This is a genomic window from Acinetobacter defluvii, assembly GCF_001704615.3.
Classification (GTDB): Bacteria; Pseudomonadota; Gammaproteobacteria; order Pseudomonadales; family Moraxellaceae; genus Acinetobacter; species Acinetobacter defluvii.
In genome coordinates, this window is the sequence record NZ_CP029397.2 from 2627634 (window position 1) to 2646031 (window position 18398).

An 18398-nucleotide genomic window follows, 5' to 3' on the forward strand; every position below is an offset into this window, starting at 1 on the left:
TAATCTCATTTCAATAGCAACAATTTTAACAACACTCACTTGCGGTAATGTATAAAAATGTTCAATAAACTCATATCAAATCTGGGCTTACAAGGTGTTGAGGTCAACACCTGTATTTACACAGCAACACCGCAAGCAGGTCAAGTTGTAAATGGTGAAGTGATTTTTAAGGGTGCATCTTCAAGTAAAAATATCAATGGTATCTACCTCAAACTGATGACCACCGCAGAAGTTGAAACGGATGATCACGAATTTAACCAAGCGCTTACCATTGCCCAATGGCATATCAGTGGGGCGTTTGAACTGAAAGCCAATCAATCGCATAGCTTTCCATTTTCTATCCAACTGCCTTTTGAAACACCAATCACTGAGGTGCAATGTCGCCACAACAAAACCCGTGTTTGGTTACATACCCACTTAGATGTGGACTGGGGTTTGGATGCAACCGATAAAGACTATTTACAGATTGCACCAACACCTGCGATGCAAGCTTTTTTACAAGCAATGCAACAATGTGGTTTTGCTTTGGCAACGGTAGATGTAGAAAAGGGACAGTTACGTGGACACAATTATTTTTCAACCATTGGTTGTTATCAAGAATTAGAATTTGTACCGATTCAACATTTTAGTGGTATTCATGAAGTAGAAGTGTCTTTTGTGGCGCAAGAGAATCAAACTCATGTGATGTTAGAAATTGACCGTAAATTTAGAGATGATCAATTACGCAGTATTAGTATTCCAAATCACGCAGTTCCAGTACCGAACCTAGTACAAAATATTAAACAGCTTTTAAATATGGCTTAATTTTAAAAAGCTGTGAGATTAACATCGAGCAGCTTTTTAATGACTGAAATAAAACATCAAAGCACATACTTCTATTCTCAAACATGTTCATCCAATATCTTTATAATCTCAGCAAACTTTTTAATTCTCGCCTTTGGTTTTGCTTGATCTAACTCTTCTTTTGAACCATAACCATATTCAACAGCGATTGTTTCAATGCCATTTTTACGTGCGCCAAAAATATCATGTTCACGGTCACCCACCATCAGACATTCAGCAGGACTAAGCTGTTCTTTTTCTAAAATATACGCAATCAACTCACCTTTGTTGGTACGTTCACCATTCAGCTCGCTACCGTAGGGATATTCAAAATATTTTAATAAATCAAAATGATCAAGAATCTGACGCGCATAAATTTCAGGTTTTGCCGTTGCTAAAAATAAACGATACCCTTTATTTTTGAGTACATCTAATGTGTCTACGACATCATCAAAGACATGATTTTCATATAAACCTTGTACCGCAAACCGTTCCCGATAACCCAGTAAAGCTTGCTCTGCCAAAACATCATTGGCATCAACACCTAAGATTTTTGCCAAAGATGCTTTTAACGGTGGTCCAATAATCCAATCTATATTTTCACTGTCAGAAATTGGGTGACCAATTTTATTTAAACCATAACGTGCAGATGTAGTAATACCTTCTTTGGGATCGGTTAATGTTCCATCTAAATCAATCAAAATATTTTTAATCACAAACTGACCCTATTTCATCGCTAATGCAAAAATGGATTTCGTAGCTAATTTTACAATTAGTATCGAGAGTTTTGCTAAAGTTGCCTATACTAACTCAAATTTGTGAATTAAGGACATTGTCGTGCGCCCTACTGTATTGTGTTTTTCTGGTCTTGATCCTTCTGGTGGTGCAGGAATTCAGGCAGATATTGAAGCCATTGGTCAAAGTGGCGCACATGCAGCGATTGCGTGTACTGCGCTGACCATTCAAAACTCACAGCAAGTATTTGGTTTTGAAGCGACTTCGAAACAGCTTTTACTCGCTCAAGCCAATGCTGTCGTCGGGGATTTACCGATTAAAGCAGTTAAATCTGGCATGTTGGGTACAACGGATAATATTGCAGCTTTGGCTGAATTTTTACGTGGACACCCTGATTATTTATATGTGCTTGATCCTGTATTAGTGGCAAATAGTGGCGGCTCACTGGGCAATCAAGAAACTTTAGTCAAAGCTTTTGTTGAGTTAATCCCTTTAGCAACTGTACTCACCCCAAACACGGTTGAACTTCGTGCTTTAACTAATGAACAAGACTTGGAAAAAGCCACAGCAAAGCTGTTTAAAATGGGGGCGAAAGCAGTTCTAGTCAAAGGTGGTCATGAAGATACGCCTGACTATATCCTTAATGCCTTATATATAGATGGAAAAATGGTTTCTGAAAGCAAATGCCCTCGTTTAGATGGGGAATATCATGGTTCAGGTTGTTCACTGGCAAGTTTTATTGCGGGACGTTTGGCACAGGGTGATCATTTGAAACAAGCGGTACATCATGCTGAAACGTGGTTATTTGGTGTGTTGAAAAATGCTGAAACACCAGTTCAAGGTGGTCAAAAAATTCCTAAGCGGTTTTGAGTTAAATCGCCTTTAAATCCCTTCTCTTGCAGATGAGTAGTTAAACTCCAAAAGATGGGATTTTATCCCCCTCATCCCGACCTTCTCCCACAGGGAGAAGGCGCTTTTATTATTAAATTTAATTAAAATTTATATTTTTTAATCACTTAAATAAATAAAAAATTAAAATCGCTCTCAAATTTTACGATTTATCTCATAATTCTCTTAAAATTAGAGCAATTACTCTAAAATAATTTTATCTACGATTCAAAGCTGATTACAGCGCATAAAAAATTGCAAATGCAAGGTTAAGAACAAAATAATTGAAAAGGAATGACTAATGAACTACCAAGAATATCAAAACGATCTAAATAAACTGTTAGAATCTGAAATCTTAGGTGAAGCTGTATTTCTCAGTGCAGCAGAACATGCAAAATCACCACAACAAAAATAAAAGTGGTTGGCTTTAGCTGCTTTAGAAACGCAGACGCTTGAACGTTTTCAGGTATTTTTAACACAGAATAATTTAAAAGCGACTTCTCGTTTGCATATGAAAACTCAAGGTAAGGTTACTGGTTTTGCATTAGCAAAAATGCCGTGGAAAATGGCGATGTATTTGCTTAAAGATGGAACACAACCTTTTATGCAAGCTTTTGAACGTCTATGCCAACATGCAAATCAGGATTCACAAATGTTTTTTGAATATGTGCTGAATCATGAAAAAAGTCTTTATGAGTTTGCAGATAAAGAGTTGAAAAAACAAAAGACGACTTCTTTGGACAAAGTGAAATATTTACTTGATTAAGCTAAATACTCACTAAGTTATTCAAATGATTTTCATTAGATCATTTAGTCCGTATAGCTGTTTTTAAGATTTTGTACATGTTGGTGATTGGTTTTCCATGACTTTTCTAAAACCTCTTTTTCAATACGTAACTTTATACGTATCAGTATCTTAGATGGGATCATTTCCTCTTTAAAAGCTTTTACATAATCTGTCCATGCTGCACTACGAAAAACATTGCTCGGCATCTGTGTTTTGAACTCACAATCAGGCATAAAAACCACAACTGAATGAATCAAAGTAGGATCTATAATATCTGACAAAATATTTTCCAAAACTTTTTGATGCTTATAATTTTGATGTAATGGGTTTTGAAATTTATAAGACTTTTTATAAATTTTCTGTGTCCATGTTTTCTGACGTTCACCACCAAAAATCCAACCTTTATAATTTTTAGTTTCAATAACAAAAATCCCATATGGACTTAATAAAATATGGTCAATTTGCGTAGTTTGGTTTTGCATATCAGGCAAAGTACAATCATTCAACAAAGTATATTTTTCTTGGTGTAAATATAATTTCACATGTGTACTGACAGCGAACTCACCCATTTTTCCTTTAAGAAAGGGCTTAAATACCTTGATTGCCCCAACAATCAAAAATAACGGAATCATCCACCACAATTGAGAAAATAGTGGTGCAAGTATTTGAGACGTATTCATTTAAAATTTTAATGTTATTAATAATTAAACCAAGTCTATTGTAACTTCTCAACTTTTAAAAGAATATCTTTATTCTCCAACCCACCTGCAAAACCAACCAATTTTCCATTTGTACCCACTACCCGATGACATGGCGCAATAATCGAGATCGGATTTTTACCATTGGCCGCACCCACTGCTCGAACGGCTTTGACATTACCGATCTGCTCTGCGATCTGTTTATAACTACGCGTTTCACCAAAAGGAATGGTTAGTAAAGCTTGCCACACTTTTTGTTGAAACTCTGTGCCTTCAAAGTACAAAGGCACATCAAACTTTTGCCGCTGCCCTGCAAAATACTCATTTAACTGCTTTTGTGTTTCAAGCAAAATCGGATGCTGCGTATCTTCTATCAACTCCGCCAAACGTACACGCTTAGGGTTTTCATGTTCCCAAAGTACAGCAACAAGTGCTGCATCTTGTGCCACCAATTTTAATATTCCTACAGGAGAAGCCATTTCCATATATGCAAGTTTCATGTGCTACGCCTCTTGCCTGAACCATTAAGACGACGATAATTTCATCAATATTAACCCAGAAATAATCAAAACTGCTGCCAACATGCGCATCGCAGAAGCAGGCTCACCTAAAAAGAAAATACCGACTGCAAAAGAACCCACTGCACCGATTCCTGTCCAAACAGTATATGCTGTGCCGAGTGGCAAGGTTTTCATGGCATAAGATAGTAAGGCAAAACTTGCGATCATAAACAGAATGGTCAAAATACTTGGCGTTAATTTACTAAACCCATCTGACACTTTCATAAAATAAGCCCAGACCACTTCCAATAAGCCTGCAACCACGAGTAATATCCAAGCCATACCATAACTCCTCAATTCATGAATAATTTTTTAAAACCGAAAAATCCAAGTCAACTATAAATAATCAACTTGGATGAATGTAGAAATATTTGCTTAAGAAGATGACAATTTCATGAGAATTAAGCCTGACACAATCAACACCGCAGCGAACATTCGCATTGCTGTAGTCGGCTCACCCAAGATAAAAATCCCAACAAGAAATGAGCCAATCGCTCCAATTCCTGTCCAAATGGTGTAGGCAGTCCCTAAGGGCAATGATTTCATGGCATACGCCAATAAACCAAAACTTAAAATCATGAAAAAGAGAGTAATAATGCTCGGTGTGAGCTTTGTGAAACCTTCGGACATTTTCATGGTATATGCCCAAACAATTTCAAAGATTCCTGCAAAAATAAGAATGACCCAAGCCATAACCAGCTCCAAATTTTAATTAGAGTCAGGTCGTCCTGACGAGTTTTCTTGGTGCAGTTTTTATTATAAAAGCACTAAGGGAGGTCGTTCCTCCTAAGATTTAGGAGAATTATACGGCATTTGGTATTTATTTAGGGCATTTTTTACATTTAATGACCCAAAATACACCTATGAAGAATAGGGCTTTAAAATTAAAGCCCTATAAAATCAATTTCCTAACAGCAAATTAAAACTTAAACCTGACCCCTGCACCATAAAGCCAACCTTTTTTAGAGCTAGTTTCTACTTGCCACGGCGTCACATCATTACCTTTGGAATATTCATAAGTAATATCCAAATAAGGCATAATTTTTTTACTGATCTCGTAACGAGTTTCGATACCTGCTGTTGCACCATTTAAGCCTGATTTTTTCGCGTATTTAGACTCATCATTAAACACAACATCTAAGTCAAGATACGGTTTTAAAATGAGCTTTTGTGTCAGCAATAGATCACGCTCTGTTTCCAAACTAAAACCTGAATAATTGTCCTCACCTACATAGAGATAAGCATCCGTTTCAAAGAAATATGGCGCCATACCATGCAAACCCATCACGCCATCTAGCTTTTCTTCAGTGTCAGTACTGCGCTGATCACGTTCAATTTTTTCCACGCGATAGCGCGCACCGATCTGTACATCCCAAAAGTCGGAGATCATGCGACTGTAGAGCATTTTAAAGTCATATTCAGCATCGTGTGATTCATGCTGATCGATCTGTGCTTTAAGGAAAATCTTGTTTTCATCTGTCCCTATGCGGGTTTCTATTTCAGACGTTAAAGCCCCATTGCCATCTTCATTAACTAACCATTTATTGTCTATCGTTGTTACTGCATAGATTTGTGCACCATGTTCTTTACGATGATCGTGCCCTTGATGAGCTGTGTGATCCTCAGGAGCAGAAACTGTTTTTTGCTGTTGCTGATGTTGTGAATGATCCATTGCGCCATGATTCATAGATGCGTGATTCATATTTTCATGATTCATCTGTGAATGGTTCATTTTGGAATGATCCATTACAGGCATCGCAATCGTTTGGGTTTTAGTCGATGTATCTGAATGATGCACTTCATGCGCTACAGCCCAAGCACTGACTAAACAGAGCGAACTTGCCAATATCGTTTTTGGAAATAATTTAGTGATGTGCATGATTATCTCCTTGCTGTACTGCATTGCTATTTTTATCTACATTGCTATTTGTATGACTATTTGTTGAAGCGTTTTTTTGAATTGGAGTCGTTGTGGTTTCTCCATCTGAAACATTGGCAACGATTAATTTATTCATCATGCCTGCGCTCATGTGATACAACAGGTGACAATGAATCGCCCATTCACCCAACTCATCGGCAGTCAGTAACGCTGTTACGGTTTTTGCAGGTGGTACAACGATGGTATGCTTGTTCGGCATATCCACTGCAGGCTGACCATTTTCCAACTGCATAAACATGCCATGTAAATGCATCGGGTGCGCCATCATACTGTCATTGATAAATTTGATACGGATGCGCTCGCCATATTTCACTTTTAAAGGTTCAGCATCACTGAATTTTTTACCATTGATTGTCCAAATATAACGCTCCATGGTACCGCCCAAACGAATGACTAATTCACTTGTTGGTTCGCGCGTATCAGATTGTGGTGTTAGAGATTTTAAATCACTATATTGCAAGGCTTTATCGCCTTGTGGTGTTGATGCATTTGCCCAACCTTCTACAACGCCATCTAATTTTTGCGTTGTTTTAGCATCAGTCATTTGATGTTGTGAATGATCCATGCCTTGCATATCGTCATGATTCATCTTTGAGTGATCCACGTCCCCATGTTCACCACCATCGCCATGCCCCATATCCGCCATATTTAAAATGGCACGTGGACGTGCTTGTGGCATGTGGGTAACATGCGACTGCGGTGTCAATTCATTGTGTAATGTGCCAACTGCAAAACCTGAACGGTCAATCGATTCTGCTTCAATTTGATAATGATCAGCTTTCGGTTCAACCACGACATCATAGGTTTCTGCCGTACCAATACGAAACTCATCCACAGGTACAGGTTTAACAGGCTGACCATCTGCACCCACCACTGTCATTTTTAAGGTGGGAATACGCACATCGAAGAACGACATTGCAGAGGCATTAATAAAACGTAAACGGACTTTTTCATTCGGCTTAAACATGCCCGTCCAATTCTGCTCAGGCGTTTTACCATTCATCAAAAATGTATACCCCGTAACATCAGACATGTCGGTTTTTAACATCCGCATCTGATTCCACATTTTGCGATCAGACCAAGTGGCTTTGATGCCATCACGTTTCACTTGTTTCCATACATCGCTCAAAGTTTCACGCTGATCTTGATAATATTCAGCCGAGATCTTTAGGTTTTTTTGAATCTGGTCACTGGTTTTTTCGTGAAAATCAGACAACATCACCACATAGTCACGCTCAGTTTTTTCATGCTCAGCCAGTGGTTTTTTGTCTTTTGGATAAATCACCAAAGCACCATATAAACCATCCTGTTCCTGACCTTTGGAATGAGCATGATACCAATACGTTCCACTTTGGCGAACTTTGAATTTATAGACAAATTCCCCTTGTGGCTTGATGCCATTGAAGCCATTAAAACCTGGTACACCGTCCATAATTCCAGGCAACAATAACCCATGCCAATGAATGGAAGAATCCTGATTTTTTAAATGATTATGCACATGAATGACGGCATCATCCCCTTCCTCAAACTCAAGTAAAGGCGCAGGAAACTGACCATTTACTGTAATTCGTTTAAGCGATTTGCCTGTGACATTGACCATTCCTTCATCAATGGTCAGATGATATTCTTTGAGCGCTGCAAAACTCCATGTAGAAGACAAGAGCGCAACAGCAACGATGATGCTTTTTGAAAATTGAATAGACATAATTTAACCTTAATTTCTGAAATTATTTTAAAAATAATGTTTCGGGAAATAAGGTTAAGCTTTTGGAGGACGTAGGATTTCTTGCCAATGCCCAACAAGATGCTGTGCTTGGTAATGGATTTTTAAGCTGTTTTTCTCAAGATTAACTGGAGGCTCAACCAGTTTTGGAAGATCTGCATTAAACCAAACAATCGAAGACTGACAGAAAAATAGCGCACAATCCTGACAATCTGCATGTTGGGCGTGCTGGGTTTGAATCAATTGTGTATGGCAGTCTTTTAACGCTTGCATATGTTGAGCAGGGTTGTGATGTGCATCTTGCGTTACAGCTTGCTGTAGATCTATGCAATGATTATTCATCTCTTGTAGAGACATTCCCAGCATCGAACTTTGTGGTTGATGTGTATTGGACTGATTTTGTGTTTGTTGATGTTGCATTTGCATTTTGATCTGCATGGCATTTACCGATGCAATAGACACACCACTCCATCCTATGGCAAAAACCATAAGACAAACAAACCACGCCTGTTTGCAGAGTTGTGTCAACATCATCTATCAGTCAATTGAGAATCGCTATTGTTTAAGCATAACTAATAATCAAGGCAGTAGCAAATATTATCCTATATTCCTTGTTCCCTTGTCTTAAAAGATTTCAGCAATACAATGTTGAAGAATTAGGCGAGTCTTTTTGAGCTTTTTATTTAAAATAAAAAGATGATTTTCCATTTTATATAAAACAAAAAGAGCCCAATTTGAGCTCTTTTTAAACTTATTTTGTATAAGCACCAAGCAATTGATCATGCTTTGTTTAAACTATAAACACTTTATCAGCATGCTTATCAACACAGTTATCCATATAGTTATCTTCAGACTTATCCACAACCTTATCCCAATGATTGTGATTAAGTCTAAGCCTGTTGTGAACCTGCCAATGCCAGTTCAGCACGCATCTCATCAATCACCGCTTTATAATCATCTTGACCAAAGATTGCTGAGCCAGCAACAAACATATCTGCCCCTGCTTCAGCGATTTTGCGAATATTGCTCGGTGTTACACCGCCATCTACTTCCAAACGAATATCACGTCCAGATGCATCAATGATTTTACGTGCTTGGCATAATTTTTCCAAAGTGGTTGGAATGAACTTTTGTCCACCAAAACCGGGGTTTACACTCATAATAAGCACTTGATCAACCTTGTCTAAAACATAATCTAAATAATGTAATGGTGTTGCTGGGTTAAAGACTAAGCCTGCTTTTGCGCCACCATCTTTGATCAATTGTAATGATCGATCAATATGATGCGATGCTTCTGGATGAAATGTAATAATATCCGCACCTGCTTCTAGGAAGTCACCAATCAGACGGTCAACGGGCGAGACCATCAGATGTACATCTATCGGTGCTTTGACTCCATATTTTTTTAATGCTTTACAGATCCCTGCACCAAAAGTCAGATTCGGTACATAATGATTATCCATCACATCAAAATGCACAACATCTGCACCTGCTGCTAGCACATTGTCAACGTCTTCGCCTAAACGAGCAAAGTCAGCAGATAAAATTGAAGGTGCGATTAAAAATGGCTTGGACATGGATCAACCTAGCTTGAAAATGGATTTTCAAAATTATAGCAAACTTCTCGTTTAACTTTGCTGAAAATGCCTCAGATAAATTATGAAAACCTTACTCAGCATTCCAATATTGCAACGAAGCGTTCTATTTACATGACAGCATCACTTGCTATTTTTTGCTAGCTTTGAACAACCTCAAGGAGTAAATGAGAATGAAAAGCAATACCATTATTTTAACTAATGATGCCAAACGCATCGTCAAGCGTTTATTGAACCATTGGAAGCATAAGTTTGAGGTGGCTGAAATGGATGAAAAGTTAAGTATTTTTATGCCCGATGCAACAGTGAATCTCTCCCCTCAACAGGACAGTCTTGTGGTTGATTTAGAAACAGAACGAGAAGATTATGCCCAGCTAGAACACATCATTCTTGCGCATTTAAATCGTATGGCACAGCAGGAGTTTTCTGTAGAATGGCAACATCAAGCTTAAAACTAAGCTTGATGTTTCAGTAAAATCGTCTTTAAGCAATGGGCTTTAAATTATTCGGATTTTTTCTGCTGTTGCTCAAAATCACGCACCATTTTTATGCGTTCTTCCGTTGCAGGATGGGATTCAAATATTTCAAGCACTCGATCTAGGTGTGAATCTGTTTCCGATGCCTCTGTCTTTTGCTGTGCTTTGCCAGACTTTTCTTTGTCATCTTTAGCATCCGCACTTTCATACTCATCATTTAAACGTTGTAATAGATTTGCGAAATGTTCAACTTCGATATGTTGGCGATCCATCAAATTTAAAGCATACAAATCTGCTTCTTGTTCAAACTTACGTGAGTATTTCGCACCCAACATGGCAGCAGGCAAAGAGCTAAATAAATCAGAACTGTCGCCAGTCATCGCAATATACAACACGCTCATACCTAGACTCGACAAACCTTGCTGTAAACTATGGCGTTCGATCAAGTGTCCTTGTTCATGTGCAAGCACTCCTAAAATCTCTTGATCACTATGTGCCAGTTCAACCAATTCATCTGTGACAATAATCGTGTTATTGGGTAAAGCGATGGCATTTGCACCAAGCTCGCTGCCTTTTCTAAATAAGAGTTTGGCAGGACGACCTTCTGCAATTTTTTCTATATATTGCTTACGAATCTGTTCTTGTTGTCCTTTGGCAAGCTCACTTGGTTCAGTCCAATATTTATCGACATACGCTTCTGCTTCATCGCCTAAACGTTGCATACTATTTTCAGGCAATTGAAAGGCAACATAATGTGATGCTGCTGGAATCCCCCATTTCACCAAAGTAAAAGCAAAAAATACAACAAACACTACACTAAATAAAATCAGTGCAGGTGAGCGTTCTAACTTCCAGATCGAACCATATACTTTTTTAGGCGCTATATGAAACCACTCTGGTAAATCCTCTTGAAATTCAATTCGTGCATCATCATCATTCAACTCAACCACAGGCTTCAGTTGCCCCAAAGCCCCAATCAACTGCATATCCTGATATTGGTAATGACGCACCAATTGCTGACGCTCACCATAACGCACCTGAATGCTATGCTCATCTAGCGCATAAACATACGCTTGGTGTGGTTTAGACACCACACCATCATAAAAAACGACTTGTACAGATTGCGTCATGTAGTTTTCAGCTCATATAAATTAAAGTGAAACATCAATATCAAAAATATCACTGATTTCTTCAGCCAAAGCACTATGATCAGCTTGTGCCAAATTCATCATTTGGTCAGGATCATCCTGTAAGATCAAACTTAAAGACTCAACTTTATATTTATAAATTCGAATCGCTGCCCAAGCCGACATCAACCCCAATGACAAAATTTTAACAATCCAATTGGTTCCAACAATCCATGCATAACGCCATTGGTTACAATCGGTAGCAAATTTACTATTCCCGATGACCGTGTTGTTCCATGTTGTAATAAATACGCGTGCGCTGATTAAGGGATAAATAAACAAACCTGCGATCACATAACCTAAACCAAAAATGGTGAAAAAAGCCTGCGGATTTGATAATCCACCGATGACACCACCCACGATCCCTAGAACAAAAAGTACCCCCATAAACATAAATACAGGAATATAAACTGCTCGCATATAATCAGACCATTCTGCTTGCAACTTAAATTTTAGCTGTCCTGCATATAAATGATTAATGCAATAACTTTTATACAACCAAATCATCACAGGGAAAAATATACCTAGTGTGAAAATATAGATACCAATACATTTTAAGAAAACCATGTAGGCTTGTTTGGTTGTCCCTGCAAAATAAAACCGACTATTGGCATATTTACTGTTTCGTGCTGTAAAGCGAATGGTCGCTCGAATTAACCACGGTACAGCAAGATACAGAATGACAAATCCGATCAGTGTTGCCGTGATGGAATATTGTGAAATAACTGAGATCGCAGCATAAATCCCGAGTGCAATTAAACGTCCGATTAAGATTTTTTTGGGTACCCCTGTAAAATCAAAACGTCTTCTAAAAAATTCGGTATTGCCATAAAAGTAGCGTAAGCGACGCACTTTCGCCCAAGGTGCATAGAGGCTCAAGGTTACGATGGTCAGTAAAATATTTACGATCCAAATCCCAAAGTACTCCATCGCATCGCCATGAAATTTGAAACGGCGAACACGTCCAAAACTTGGTGTAGGCGGTGCGTCATCAGGAGGAAGACCAGCGTTTTTGGTCAGGCTTAGACCACTAGTATTTGGAAATGGTGGTGGTATTTGTTCTTGCATCATTTTCTCTTATTTTTAATAGGTCATGTTCATAAGGACAATCGTGAAACAATATTTTGAATTTAAGCAAATCGAGTGTATAGATTTTTCCAATTAAAATAAATAGTGTATTTCTATTCAAGTAGTTTCTAGATATCAAATGGATAAGTATAGTTTGTATGGTTGCTTTGATTATTTTGTTAAGTAACAAAATAAATTATTTTAAAATCAGGAGTGATTATTTTTGATAGTTTTTGTCAATATAAACCTAAAAATTAAGTACTATTACATAAATCCCTTGTTTAGCGCTCGTTAAAAAAGCGCAAGTTCGGCTGTATTGGTTGCGCCGCTTGCCAAAATATAGCGGCGTTCCTCTTCGGCTTTTTGTTCGGGGGATTTTTTGGGCATGGGTTTCTCAGCTTAGATTCTTTATTTTGGTGATTTATCTTCCTTTACTTCTGCTGATAAATCAGTAGGTATTTGTACTATTCCAATATTAGCTTGTTCTGCTGTAATTGGTTTCTCTCGCAGAATGACTTCATCGCCATTACGAAAAATTTCGACCTCTGAACCTTTAAAGTTAAATTCTTCAGGAAGATCAATATATTGATCTTCTCCAATCATGTAAGGTTTGATTGTTAGCATTTGTTTACTCCAAAATTATAGATCATAGAGAATCTTCAATTTTTGGCATTATCCCCCCAATTAAAAACAACATCATATTTTTCATCATACATTAAAATTATTTTATCTATCCCTTCTTGAATACTCTCATTTATTGATTTGTCTTTTGCTGTAAAGGTGAAAATTCTTTCTATTTTAATATCTGAACTGTCCAATCTATATCTATTTTCAGAAATTTCTATAGGCTTACCAAATACTGAAAAAATTATGCCAATAACATGACTACCTAAGCGACAAGCGGAAACAGAAATATGAACCATTTGATCTTGTTTTAAACGGTTTTCACCATTCAATCCGAACTCTACTCTGACATTGCATTCACTTGCTTTTGTAATTATCGTATGAAATTGTTCTATTTTTTCATTGAAGAAATATAATTCTTTTAATGAAATACAAATTTCATCATAAATTTTTAAGTATTGAAAAATTTGCAATACTTTATCCAATAATTGATTGAATATTTCTAAATCCCTTTCCACAAACTTACTTGTCAAATTGAAAGATAATATATTTTCTAAACTCTCTAATTCTAGCTCTATAATTGCAGACTGTTCATCTCTACTCATTAAGTTAATTAGAGTAATCGCATCTTTTAGTTTCTTTACTTCTAATCTAAGGTCATCACCTAAAGAAAAACTATAGTTTGCTTTATTTTGATAAGGCTCAAAAGTCATATCAAAAAAATCCCCAGTAACTCTAAATTTTGCATATTTTCTATAATCATTAAAACTAAAAGGTGAATTATAAAAATTAATATCAAACATCAAGCCACTTGATAATTTGTCTTCTTTGAAGCGTATTTTTCCTTTTTTAGAAGCTGTCATTCCTATTTTCAACTTAGCAGTCTGCAACTGAAATTCAGGTTTTTTTGAAGGAATTCCGAATCTTTGCTCAATACTCACTAAATTTTCAATATCTAATTCTTCTTCTAAACCTAATGAAACATCAATAATCTTCTTAATTGACTCTTCACCATTAAGTGAAAATTGTACAGTTCCATACCCATCTTCAAAACCACAAGTCTCTAAAAATTGGGATTTTTCATTTATATATTTTGAGTAGTCTGTACCAATATAGGCTAATAGATTTTCTTTTAAACTTATCCCATTTAAAAACTTTAACTCATGACTTTCATCATAATGTAAAGTCATCTTTCTGCTGTTTAAATTGTTTTCTTTATCACTTTGCTCAACTTGGTGAATTTTTTTAAGAATTTTATAAACTAAATCATTATCTATATGAACAATATAAGCTCTCTGGGCATCACTATTACTATCAAATTCCAAAAAAACATAAAAAGATGGCATTTGAGAGGTTGCCATTTGTCTAAGATTCGAAAGTGTAACTTGCCACTTCCCTTCTCTTTTATCAGTTGCTTTAACTTGTATTTTACAATTGATAGCTGATTTATGGAGTTGGTTAGGTGTTAAAGCCTGAGAAATTGGAAACTCTACAAAAAAATCCCATCCTGTTTTATCAATTCTCGACCCATTCGCAATCAAGCCTACTTGGGCACACCATGACTGAAAGGCTAACTCACCTAATTGACCTAAATCCCGCATAATCTCTCTGATATTTTCGACAAAAAACCCACCACAAAGATAGAGTGTTTTTCAACAATATCAATCACTTTAATCTCCCGTAGCCCCTCCTTGAAAAGAGGAGAACTCCCTCCTTTGGAAAAGGAGGGTTGGGGAGGATTTAAAGAATTACATCAAGCCACATTCCCTTCTAAAAAGTCCTGTGCAAAGTGTTGTAAAATATTACTCTTACTTTATACAACTTACCATTAAGTAAAATTAGTTTTGATTCAAATGGTATTGGGCATATAAAATATCTGCAAAATCATGCTCAGTTAGCTCACCAATCACCAAATCACGTACAGCATCGGCTAATAGCTCATTATCCAAGACTAATTCATAATCATTCAATGACAAATATTCTAAAGCAACTGCCAAACCTGTCCGCTTATTTGCGTCAGACATTGCATGTGATACAGCAATACTTGCCGTATATTTCGCAGCAATTTCAAAAATGTCATTCAAACCTTCATAAACAATAGCGTTGTCAACGCGCCCCAAAGCACCTTGTAACTTACCAATATCAGCCTGACCTTTCATACCCTTTTCAGTAGAAAGAATAAACGCATTAATTTCTATAACTCTTTCAAATGGAAAACAAATAATTTCCATTACATATCAGCTAAGCGTTTAAAAGTTTTCGAATGTGTTCTTAATGCTAATTTTGTTTCAGACTTTACAATTTGTTTTCCAGTGTCACCAGATAAATCAAGCTGTTTGGTTGCTTGGATTTTTGGACGCTCCACCATAGGAACACCATATTTTTCTATTTTCTTATTCATTTCAAACTCCAAATAAAAAGCCCTAACATTAAGATAGGGCTTTTTATTCATAATTACAATATTCTGTTAAGCTACATTCCCTTCCAAGAAATCCTGTGCAAAGCGTTGCAATACACCACCCGCTTCATACACATGCACTTCTTCTTCCGTATCCAAACGACACGTTACAGGTACTTTCACGATCTCATTTTGACCATTTTCAGTTGAACGCTCGATCACCAAAGTCAGATCAGAACGCGGTGCAATATTACCAATCACGCTATACAACTCAGTACCATCAAGCTTTAATGTCTTGCGATCTGTACCTGTTTTAAACTCAAGCGGTAACACGCCCATACCGACTAAGTTGGTACGGTGAATACGCTCAAAACCTTCCGCAACAATCGCCTCAACACCTGCCAGACGTACACCTTTCGCCGCCCAGTCACGGCTCGAACCTTGACCATAATCTTTACCAGCAATAATGATCAATGGTTGCTTACGATTCATATAAGTTTCGATCGCTTCCCACATACGCATTACTTCGCCCTCAGGCTCAACACGTGCTTTCGAACCCTGCTTGATCGTACCGTCAGAACGAACCACCATTTCATTAAATAGTTTAGGATTTGCCAAAGTTGCACGCTGTGCAGTTAAATGGTCACCACGGTGCGTTGCATATGAGTTGAAATCTTCCTCAGGAACACCCATTTTCGCCAAATACTCACCTGCTGCCGAATCCAACACAATCGCATTCGATGGTGACAAATGGTCAGTGGTGATATTGTCAGGTAAGATCGCAAGTGGACGCATATTTGACAAAGTACGTGGTGCAGCCAAAGCGCCTTCCCAGTATGGTGGACGACGGATATAGGTACTTTGTGGACGCCAGTCATACAACGGACTCGCAGCCTGTACACGCTCACCCAAATCGAACATTGGGATATATACTTTCTTGAACTGTTCAGGTTTAACTGCCACTTTTACCAATGCATCAATTTCTTCATCCGATGGCCAGATGTCTTTCAGATAAATCGGATTACCGTCTTTGTCTGTACCTAAAGCATCTTTTTCGATGTCAAAACGAATCGTTCCTGCAATCGCATACGCAACAACCAACGGCGGAGAAGCTAAGAAGGCTTGTTTTGCATAAGGATGAATACGACCATCGAAGTTACGGTTACCTGAAAGTACCGCAGTTGCATACAAGTCACGGTCAATGATTTCTTGTTGAATCACAGGGTCTAATGCACCTGACATACCGTTACATGTGGTACATGCATACGCCACGATACCAAAACCTAGTTTTTCTAAATCTCCCAAAACACCTGCTTCTTCAAGATATAAAGCAGCTGCTTTAGAACCTGGTGCAAAAGATGATTTCACCCACGGTTTACGTACAAGTCCTAATTCATTCGCCTTACGAGCCAACAAACCTGCAGCAACGGTATTACGTGGGTTAGAGGTATTGGTACAAGAGGTAATCGCAGCGATAATAATTGCACCATCTGGCATTAAGCCTTCCGCTTCTTGTGCACGTGCAGCATCTAAGTTACCTGCGATGCCTTTTTCTTTTAAATCTGCCGTGGATACACGGGCATGTGGGTTTGATGGACCTGCGATATTACGTGTGACCGTTGAAAGGTCAAAGCGAAGTACACGTGGATATTCTGCTTGCGTCATATCCGATGCCCAAAGACCGATTTCTTTGGCATAAGTTTCAACTAATTTTACTTGTTCAGATTCACGACCTGTCAAGGTTAAATAGTCAATGGTGTTTTGGTCGATGTAGAACATTGCCGCAGTTGCGCCATATTCAGGTGTCATGTTCGAGATCGTTGCACGATCACCCACTGACATGCTGTCTGCACCTTCACCAAAGAATTCTAAATATGCACCCACCACACGTTCTTTACGTAAGAACTCTGTCAATGCCAAAACGATATCGGTTGCGGTAATGCCTGCTTGACGCTGACCTACCAGCTCTACACCGATGATGTCTGGCAGACGCATCCACGATGCACGACCCAGCATGACATTTTCAGCTTCGAGTCCTCCGACACCGATTGAAATTACGCCAAGCGCATCGGTATGAGGTGTGTGTGAGTCTGTACCGACACAAGTATCAGGGAACGCCACACCTTCACGGTTTTGAATCACTGGAGACATTTTCTCCAAGTTAATTTGGTGCATGATGCCGTTACCCGCTGGGATTACATCGACATTTTCAAAAGCGGTTTTTGTCCATTCAATGAAATGAAAACGGTCTTCATTACGACGATCTTCAATCGCACGGTTTTTCTCAAATGCATCAGGATCAAAACCACCAAATTCCACAGCAAGTGAATGGTCAACAATTAACTGAGTCGGAACCACTGGGTTGACTTTTGAAGGATCGCCCCCTTGATCCGCAATCGCATCACGTAGACCTGCAAGGTCAACCAATGCAGTTTGTCCAAGAATATCATGACAGACTACACGTGCAGGATACCAAGGAAAATCATGGTCTTGCTTACGATTGATTAGCTCTTTTAAAGATTGTTCAAGAATGGCTGGGTCACAACGGCGTACCAATTGTTCTGCCAATACTTTTGAGGTGTATGGAAGTTTTGCATATGCGCCTGGCTGGATGTCTTCAACGGCTTGACGCACATCAAAGTATTCGAGCTGGGTACCTTGCAGGGGTTTACGGTAGTTGTTATTCATTAAATTGTGCCTCTTGCATCATTTTGTACTGTGTTCTCATAATTGGCATAGTACACTGCTGAAAAGCCATTTCCCAAATCTTTTATATTTCATTAACTTAGATATGAAAACAGGGGTTTTTGAAATATTTAGTAACAACTTGCTTGAATTATTTTTATTAAATGTGCATTTTTTATAAAAATAGCGGAAAATAAGGCTAATTCTTTAGTA

19 protein-coding genes and 1 pseudogene are annotated in these 18398 nt (G+C 38.0%); 4 read left to right on the forward strand and 16 right to left on the reverse strand.

Annotated elements, in window-relative coordinates; genetic code table 11:
- Positions 1–57 precede the first annotated feature (57 nt).
- On the forward strand, positions 58–804 hold the full coding sequence (locus DJ533_RS15015) for a sporulation protein (protein WP_065994202.1): 747 nt from the start codon (positions 58–60) through the stop codon (positions 802–804).
- Between the two features lie 77 nt (positions 805–881).
- Here DJ533_RS15015 and DJ533_RS15020 read toward each other — a convergent pair whose 3' ends face one another.
- Entirely contained in the window at positions 882–1538 is a 657-nt protein-coding gene (locus DJ533_RS15020; RefSeq protein WP_065994203.1) for an HAD-IA family hydrolase, read from the reverse strand.
- A 121-nt stretch (positions 1539–1659) separates the two neighbouring features.
- Here DJ533_RS15020 and DJ533_RS15025 point away from each other — a divergent pair, with 121 nt between their 5' ends.
- On the forward strand, positions 1660–2427 hold the full coding sequence (locus tag DJ533_RS15025; RefSeq protein WP_065994204.1) for a hydroxymethylpyrimidine/phosphomethylpyrimidine kinase: 768 nt from the start codon (positions 1660–1662) through the stop codon (positions 2425–2427).
- 319 nt (positions 2428–2746) lie between these two features.
- Positions 2747–3211: pseudogene (locus DJ533_RS15030) on the forward strand (hypothetical protein).
- Positions 3212–3255: 44 nt separating this feature from the next.
- On the opposite strand, the gene DJ533_RS15035 reads toward DJ533_RS15030, so the two are convergent.
- From DJ533_RS15035 to rpe, 8 genes are all read right to left on the reverse strand, one after another.
- Positions 3256–3912, reverse strand: a complete 657-nt coding sequence (locus tag DJ533_RS15035) for a nuclease-related domain-containing protein (protein WP_065994205.1) — start codon at positions 3910–3912, stop codon at positions 3256–3258.
- A 35-nt stretch (positions 3913–3947) separates the two neighbouring features.
- Positions 3948–4430 (reverse strand): methylated-DNA--[protein]-cysteine S-methyltransferase, encoded by a 483-nt coding sequence (locus tag DJ533_RS15040; RefSeq protein WP_065994206.1) that lies wholly within the window; start codon positions 4428–4430, stop codon positions 3948–3950.
- A 24-nt stretch (positions 4431–4454) separates the two neighbouring features.
- Positions 4455–4772 (reverse strand): quaternary ammonium compound efflux SMR transporter SugE, encoded by a 318-nt coding sequence (gene sugE, locus DJ533_RS15045; RefSeq protein WP_065994207.1) that lies wholly within the window; start codon positions 4770–4772, stop codon positions 4455–4457.
- A gap of 93 nt (positions 4773–4865) precedes the next feature.
- The gene (gene sugE / locus DJ533_RS15050; protein WP_065994208.1) at positions 4866–5183 is read right to left on the reverse strand and encodes a quaternary ammonium compound efflux SMR transporter SugE; all 318 of its coding nucleotides are present in this window, start codon (positions 5181–5183) and stop codon (positions 4866–4868) included.
- A 226-nt stretch (positions 5184–5409) separates the two neighbouring features.
- Complete coding sequence (locus DJ533_RS15055) at positions 5410–6369, reverse strand: copper resistance protein B (protein ID WP_065994209.1); 960 nt, start codon at positions 6367–6369, stop codon at positions 5410–5412.
- Positions 6356–8134 (reverse strand): multicopper oxidase domain-containing protein, encoded by a 1779-nt coding sequence (locus tag DJ533_RS15060; RefSeq protein ID WP_065994210.1) that lies wholly within the window; start codon positions 8132–8134, stop codon positions 6356–6358. Before DJ533_RS15060 ends, DJ533_RS15055 begins: the two co-directional genes overlap by 14 nt.
- A gap of 54 nt (positions 8135–8188) precedes the next feature.
- Complete coding sequence (locus DJ533_RS15065; RefSeq protein WP_228716488.1) at positions 8189–8686, reverse strand: hypothetical protein; 498 nt, start codon at positions 8684–8686, stop codon at positions 8189–8191.
- Positions 8687–9042: 356 nt separating this feature from the next.
- Entirely contained in the window at positions 9043–9729 is a 687-nt protein-coding gene (gene rpe / locus DJ533_RS15070; protein ID WP_065994212.1) for a ribulose-phosphate 3-epimerase, read from the reverse strand.
- Between the two features lie 191 nt (positions 9730–9920).
- Here rpe and DJ533_RS15075 point away from each other — a divergent pair, with 191 nt between their 5' ends.
- On the forward strand, positions 9921–10199 hold the full coding sequence (locus DJ533_RS15075) for a DUF2218 domain-containing protein (RefSeq protein WP_065994213.1): 279 nt from the start codon (positions 9921–9923) through the stop codon (positions 10197–10199).
- A gap of 50 nt (positions 10200–10249) precedes the next feature.
- Here DJ533_RS15075 and DJ533_RS15080 read toward each other — a convergent pair whose 3' ends face one another.
- The 7 genes from DJ533_RS15080 to acnD all read right to left on the reverse strand — a co-directional run bounded on the left by DJ533_RS15080 (position 10250) and on the right by acnD (position 18188).
- Positions 10250–11353, reverse strand: a complete 1104-nt coding sequence (locus DJ533_RS15080) for a M48 family metallopeptidase (protein ID WP_065994214.1) — start codon at positions 11351–11353, stop codon at positions 10250–10252.
- Between the two features lie 21 nt (positions 11354–11374).
- Positions 11375–12478, reverse strand: coding sequence for a YjgN family protein (locus DJ533_RS15085; protein ID WP_065994215.1), 1104 nt, complete (start codon positions 12476–12478; stop codon positions 11375–11377).
- Positions 12479–12886: 408 nt separating this feature from the next.
- Positions 12887–13102 (reverse strand): antitoxin, encoded by a 216-nt coding sequence (locus tag DJ533_RS15095; protein ID WP_065994216.1) that lies wholly within the window; start codon positions 13100–13102, stop codon positions 12887–12889.
- Positions 13103–13137: 35 nt separating this feature from the next.
- On the reverse strand, positions 13138–14703 hold the full coding sequence (locus tag DJ533_RS15100) for a DUF4365 domain-containing protein (protein ID WP_065994217.1): 1566 nt from the start codon (positions 14701–14703) through the stop codon (positions 13138–13140).
- A gap of 237 nt (positions 14704–14940) precedes the next feature.
- Complete coding sequence (locus DJ533_RS15105; protein WP_065994218.1) at positions 14941–15333, reverse strand: type II toxin-antitoxin system death-on-curing family toxin; 393 nt, start codon at positions 15331–15333, stop codon at positions 14941–14943.
- Positions 15333–15503, reverse strand: coding sequence for an acetyltransferase (locus DJ533_RS15110; RefSeq protein WP_065994219.1), 171 nt, complete (start codon positions 15501–15503; stop codon positions 15333–15335). The genes DJ533_RS15105 and DJ533_RS15110 overlap by 1 nt, the downstream gene beginning before the upstream one ends.
- 66 nt (positions 15504–15569) lie before the next feature.
- The gene (gene acnD / locus DJ533_RS15115) at positions 15570–18188 is read right to left on the reverse strand and encodes a Fe/S-dependent 2-methylisocitrate dehydratase AcnD (protein WP_065994220.1); all 2619 of its coding nucleotides are present in this window, start codon (positions 18186–18188) and stop codon (positions 15570–15572) included.
- Between the last annotated feature and the right edge of the window lie 210 nt (positions 18189–18398).

What these genes read in the sequence shown, in the direction of transcription:
- DJ533_RS15095 (WP_065994216.1), bottom strand. Translation starts at nt 13,102, where the DNA reads ATGCTAACAATCAAACCTTACATGATTGGAGAAGATCAATATATTGAT.
- DJ533_RS15055 (WP_065994209.1), bottom strand. Translation starts at nt 6,369, where the DNA reads ATGCACATCACTAAATTATTTCCAAAAACGATATTGGCAAGTTCGCTC.
- DJ533_RS15075 (WP_065994213.1), top strand. Translation starts at nt 9,921, where the DNA reads ATGAAAAGCAATACCATTATTTTAACTAATGATGCCAAACGCATCGTC.
- DJ533_RS15080 (WP_065994214.1), bottom strand. Translation starts at nt 11,353, where the DNA reads ATGACGCAATCTGTACAAGTCGTTTTTTATGATGGTGTGGTGTCTAAA.
- rpe (WP_065994212.1), bottom strand. Translation starts at nt 9,729, where the DNA reads ATGTCCAAGCCATTTTTAATCGCACCTTCAATTTTATCTGCTGACTTT.
- DJ533_RS15105 (WP_065994218.1), bottom strand. Translation starts at nt 15,333, where the DNA reads ATGGAAATTATTTGTTTTCCATTTGAAAGAGTTATAGAAATTAATGCG.
- sugE (WP_065994208.1), bottom strand. Translation starts at nt 5,183, where the DNA reads ATGGCTTGGGTCATTCTTATTTTTGCAGGAATCTTTGAAATTGTTTGG.
- DJ533_RS15100 (WP_065994217.1), bottom strand. Translation starts at nt 14,703, where the DNA reads ATGCGGGATTTAGGTCAATTAGGTGAGTTAGCCTTTCAGTCATGGTGT.
- DJ533_RS15015 (WP_065994202.1), top strand. Translation starts at nt 58, where the DNA reads ATGTTCAATAAACTCATATCAAATCTGGGCTTACAAGGTGTTGAGGTC.
- DJ533_RS15035 (WP_065994205.1), bottom strand. Translation starts at nt 3,912, where the DNA reads ATGAATACGTCTCAAATACTTGCACCACTATTTTCTCAATTGTGGTGG.
- DJ533_RS15065 (WP_228716488.1), bottom strand. Translation starts at nt 8,686, where the DNA reads ATGATGTTGACACAACTCTGCAAACAGGCGTGGTTTGTTTGTCTTATG.
- acnD (WP_065994220.1), bottom strand. Translation starts at nt 18,188, where the DNA reads ATGAATAACAACTACCGTAAACCCCTGCAAGGTACCCAGCTCGAATAC.
- sugE (WP_065994207.1), bottom strand. Translation starts at nt 4,772, where the DNA reads ATGGCTTGGATATTACTCGTGGTTGCAGGCTTATTGGAAGTGGTCTGG.
- DJ533_RS15040 (WP_065994206.1), bottom strand. Translation starts at nt 4,430, where the DNA reads ATGAAACTTGCATATATGGAAATGGCTTCTCCTGTAGGAATATTAAAA.
- DJ533_RS15110 (WP_065994219.1), bottom strand. Translation starts at nt 15,503, where the DNA reads ATGAATAAGAAAATAGAAAAATATGGTGTTCCTATGGTGGAGCGTCCA.
- DJ533_RS15060 (WP_065994210.1), bottom strand. Translation starts at nt 8,134, where the DNA reads ATGTCTATTCAATTTTCAAAAAGCATCATCGTTGCTGTTGCGCTCTTG.
- DJ533_RS15085 (WP_065994215.1), bottom strand. Translation starts at nt 12,478, where the DNA reads ATGCAAGAACAAATACCACCACCATTTCCAAATACTAGTGGTCTAAGC.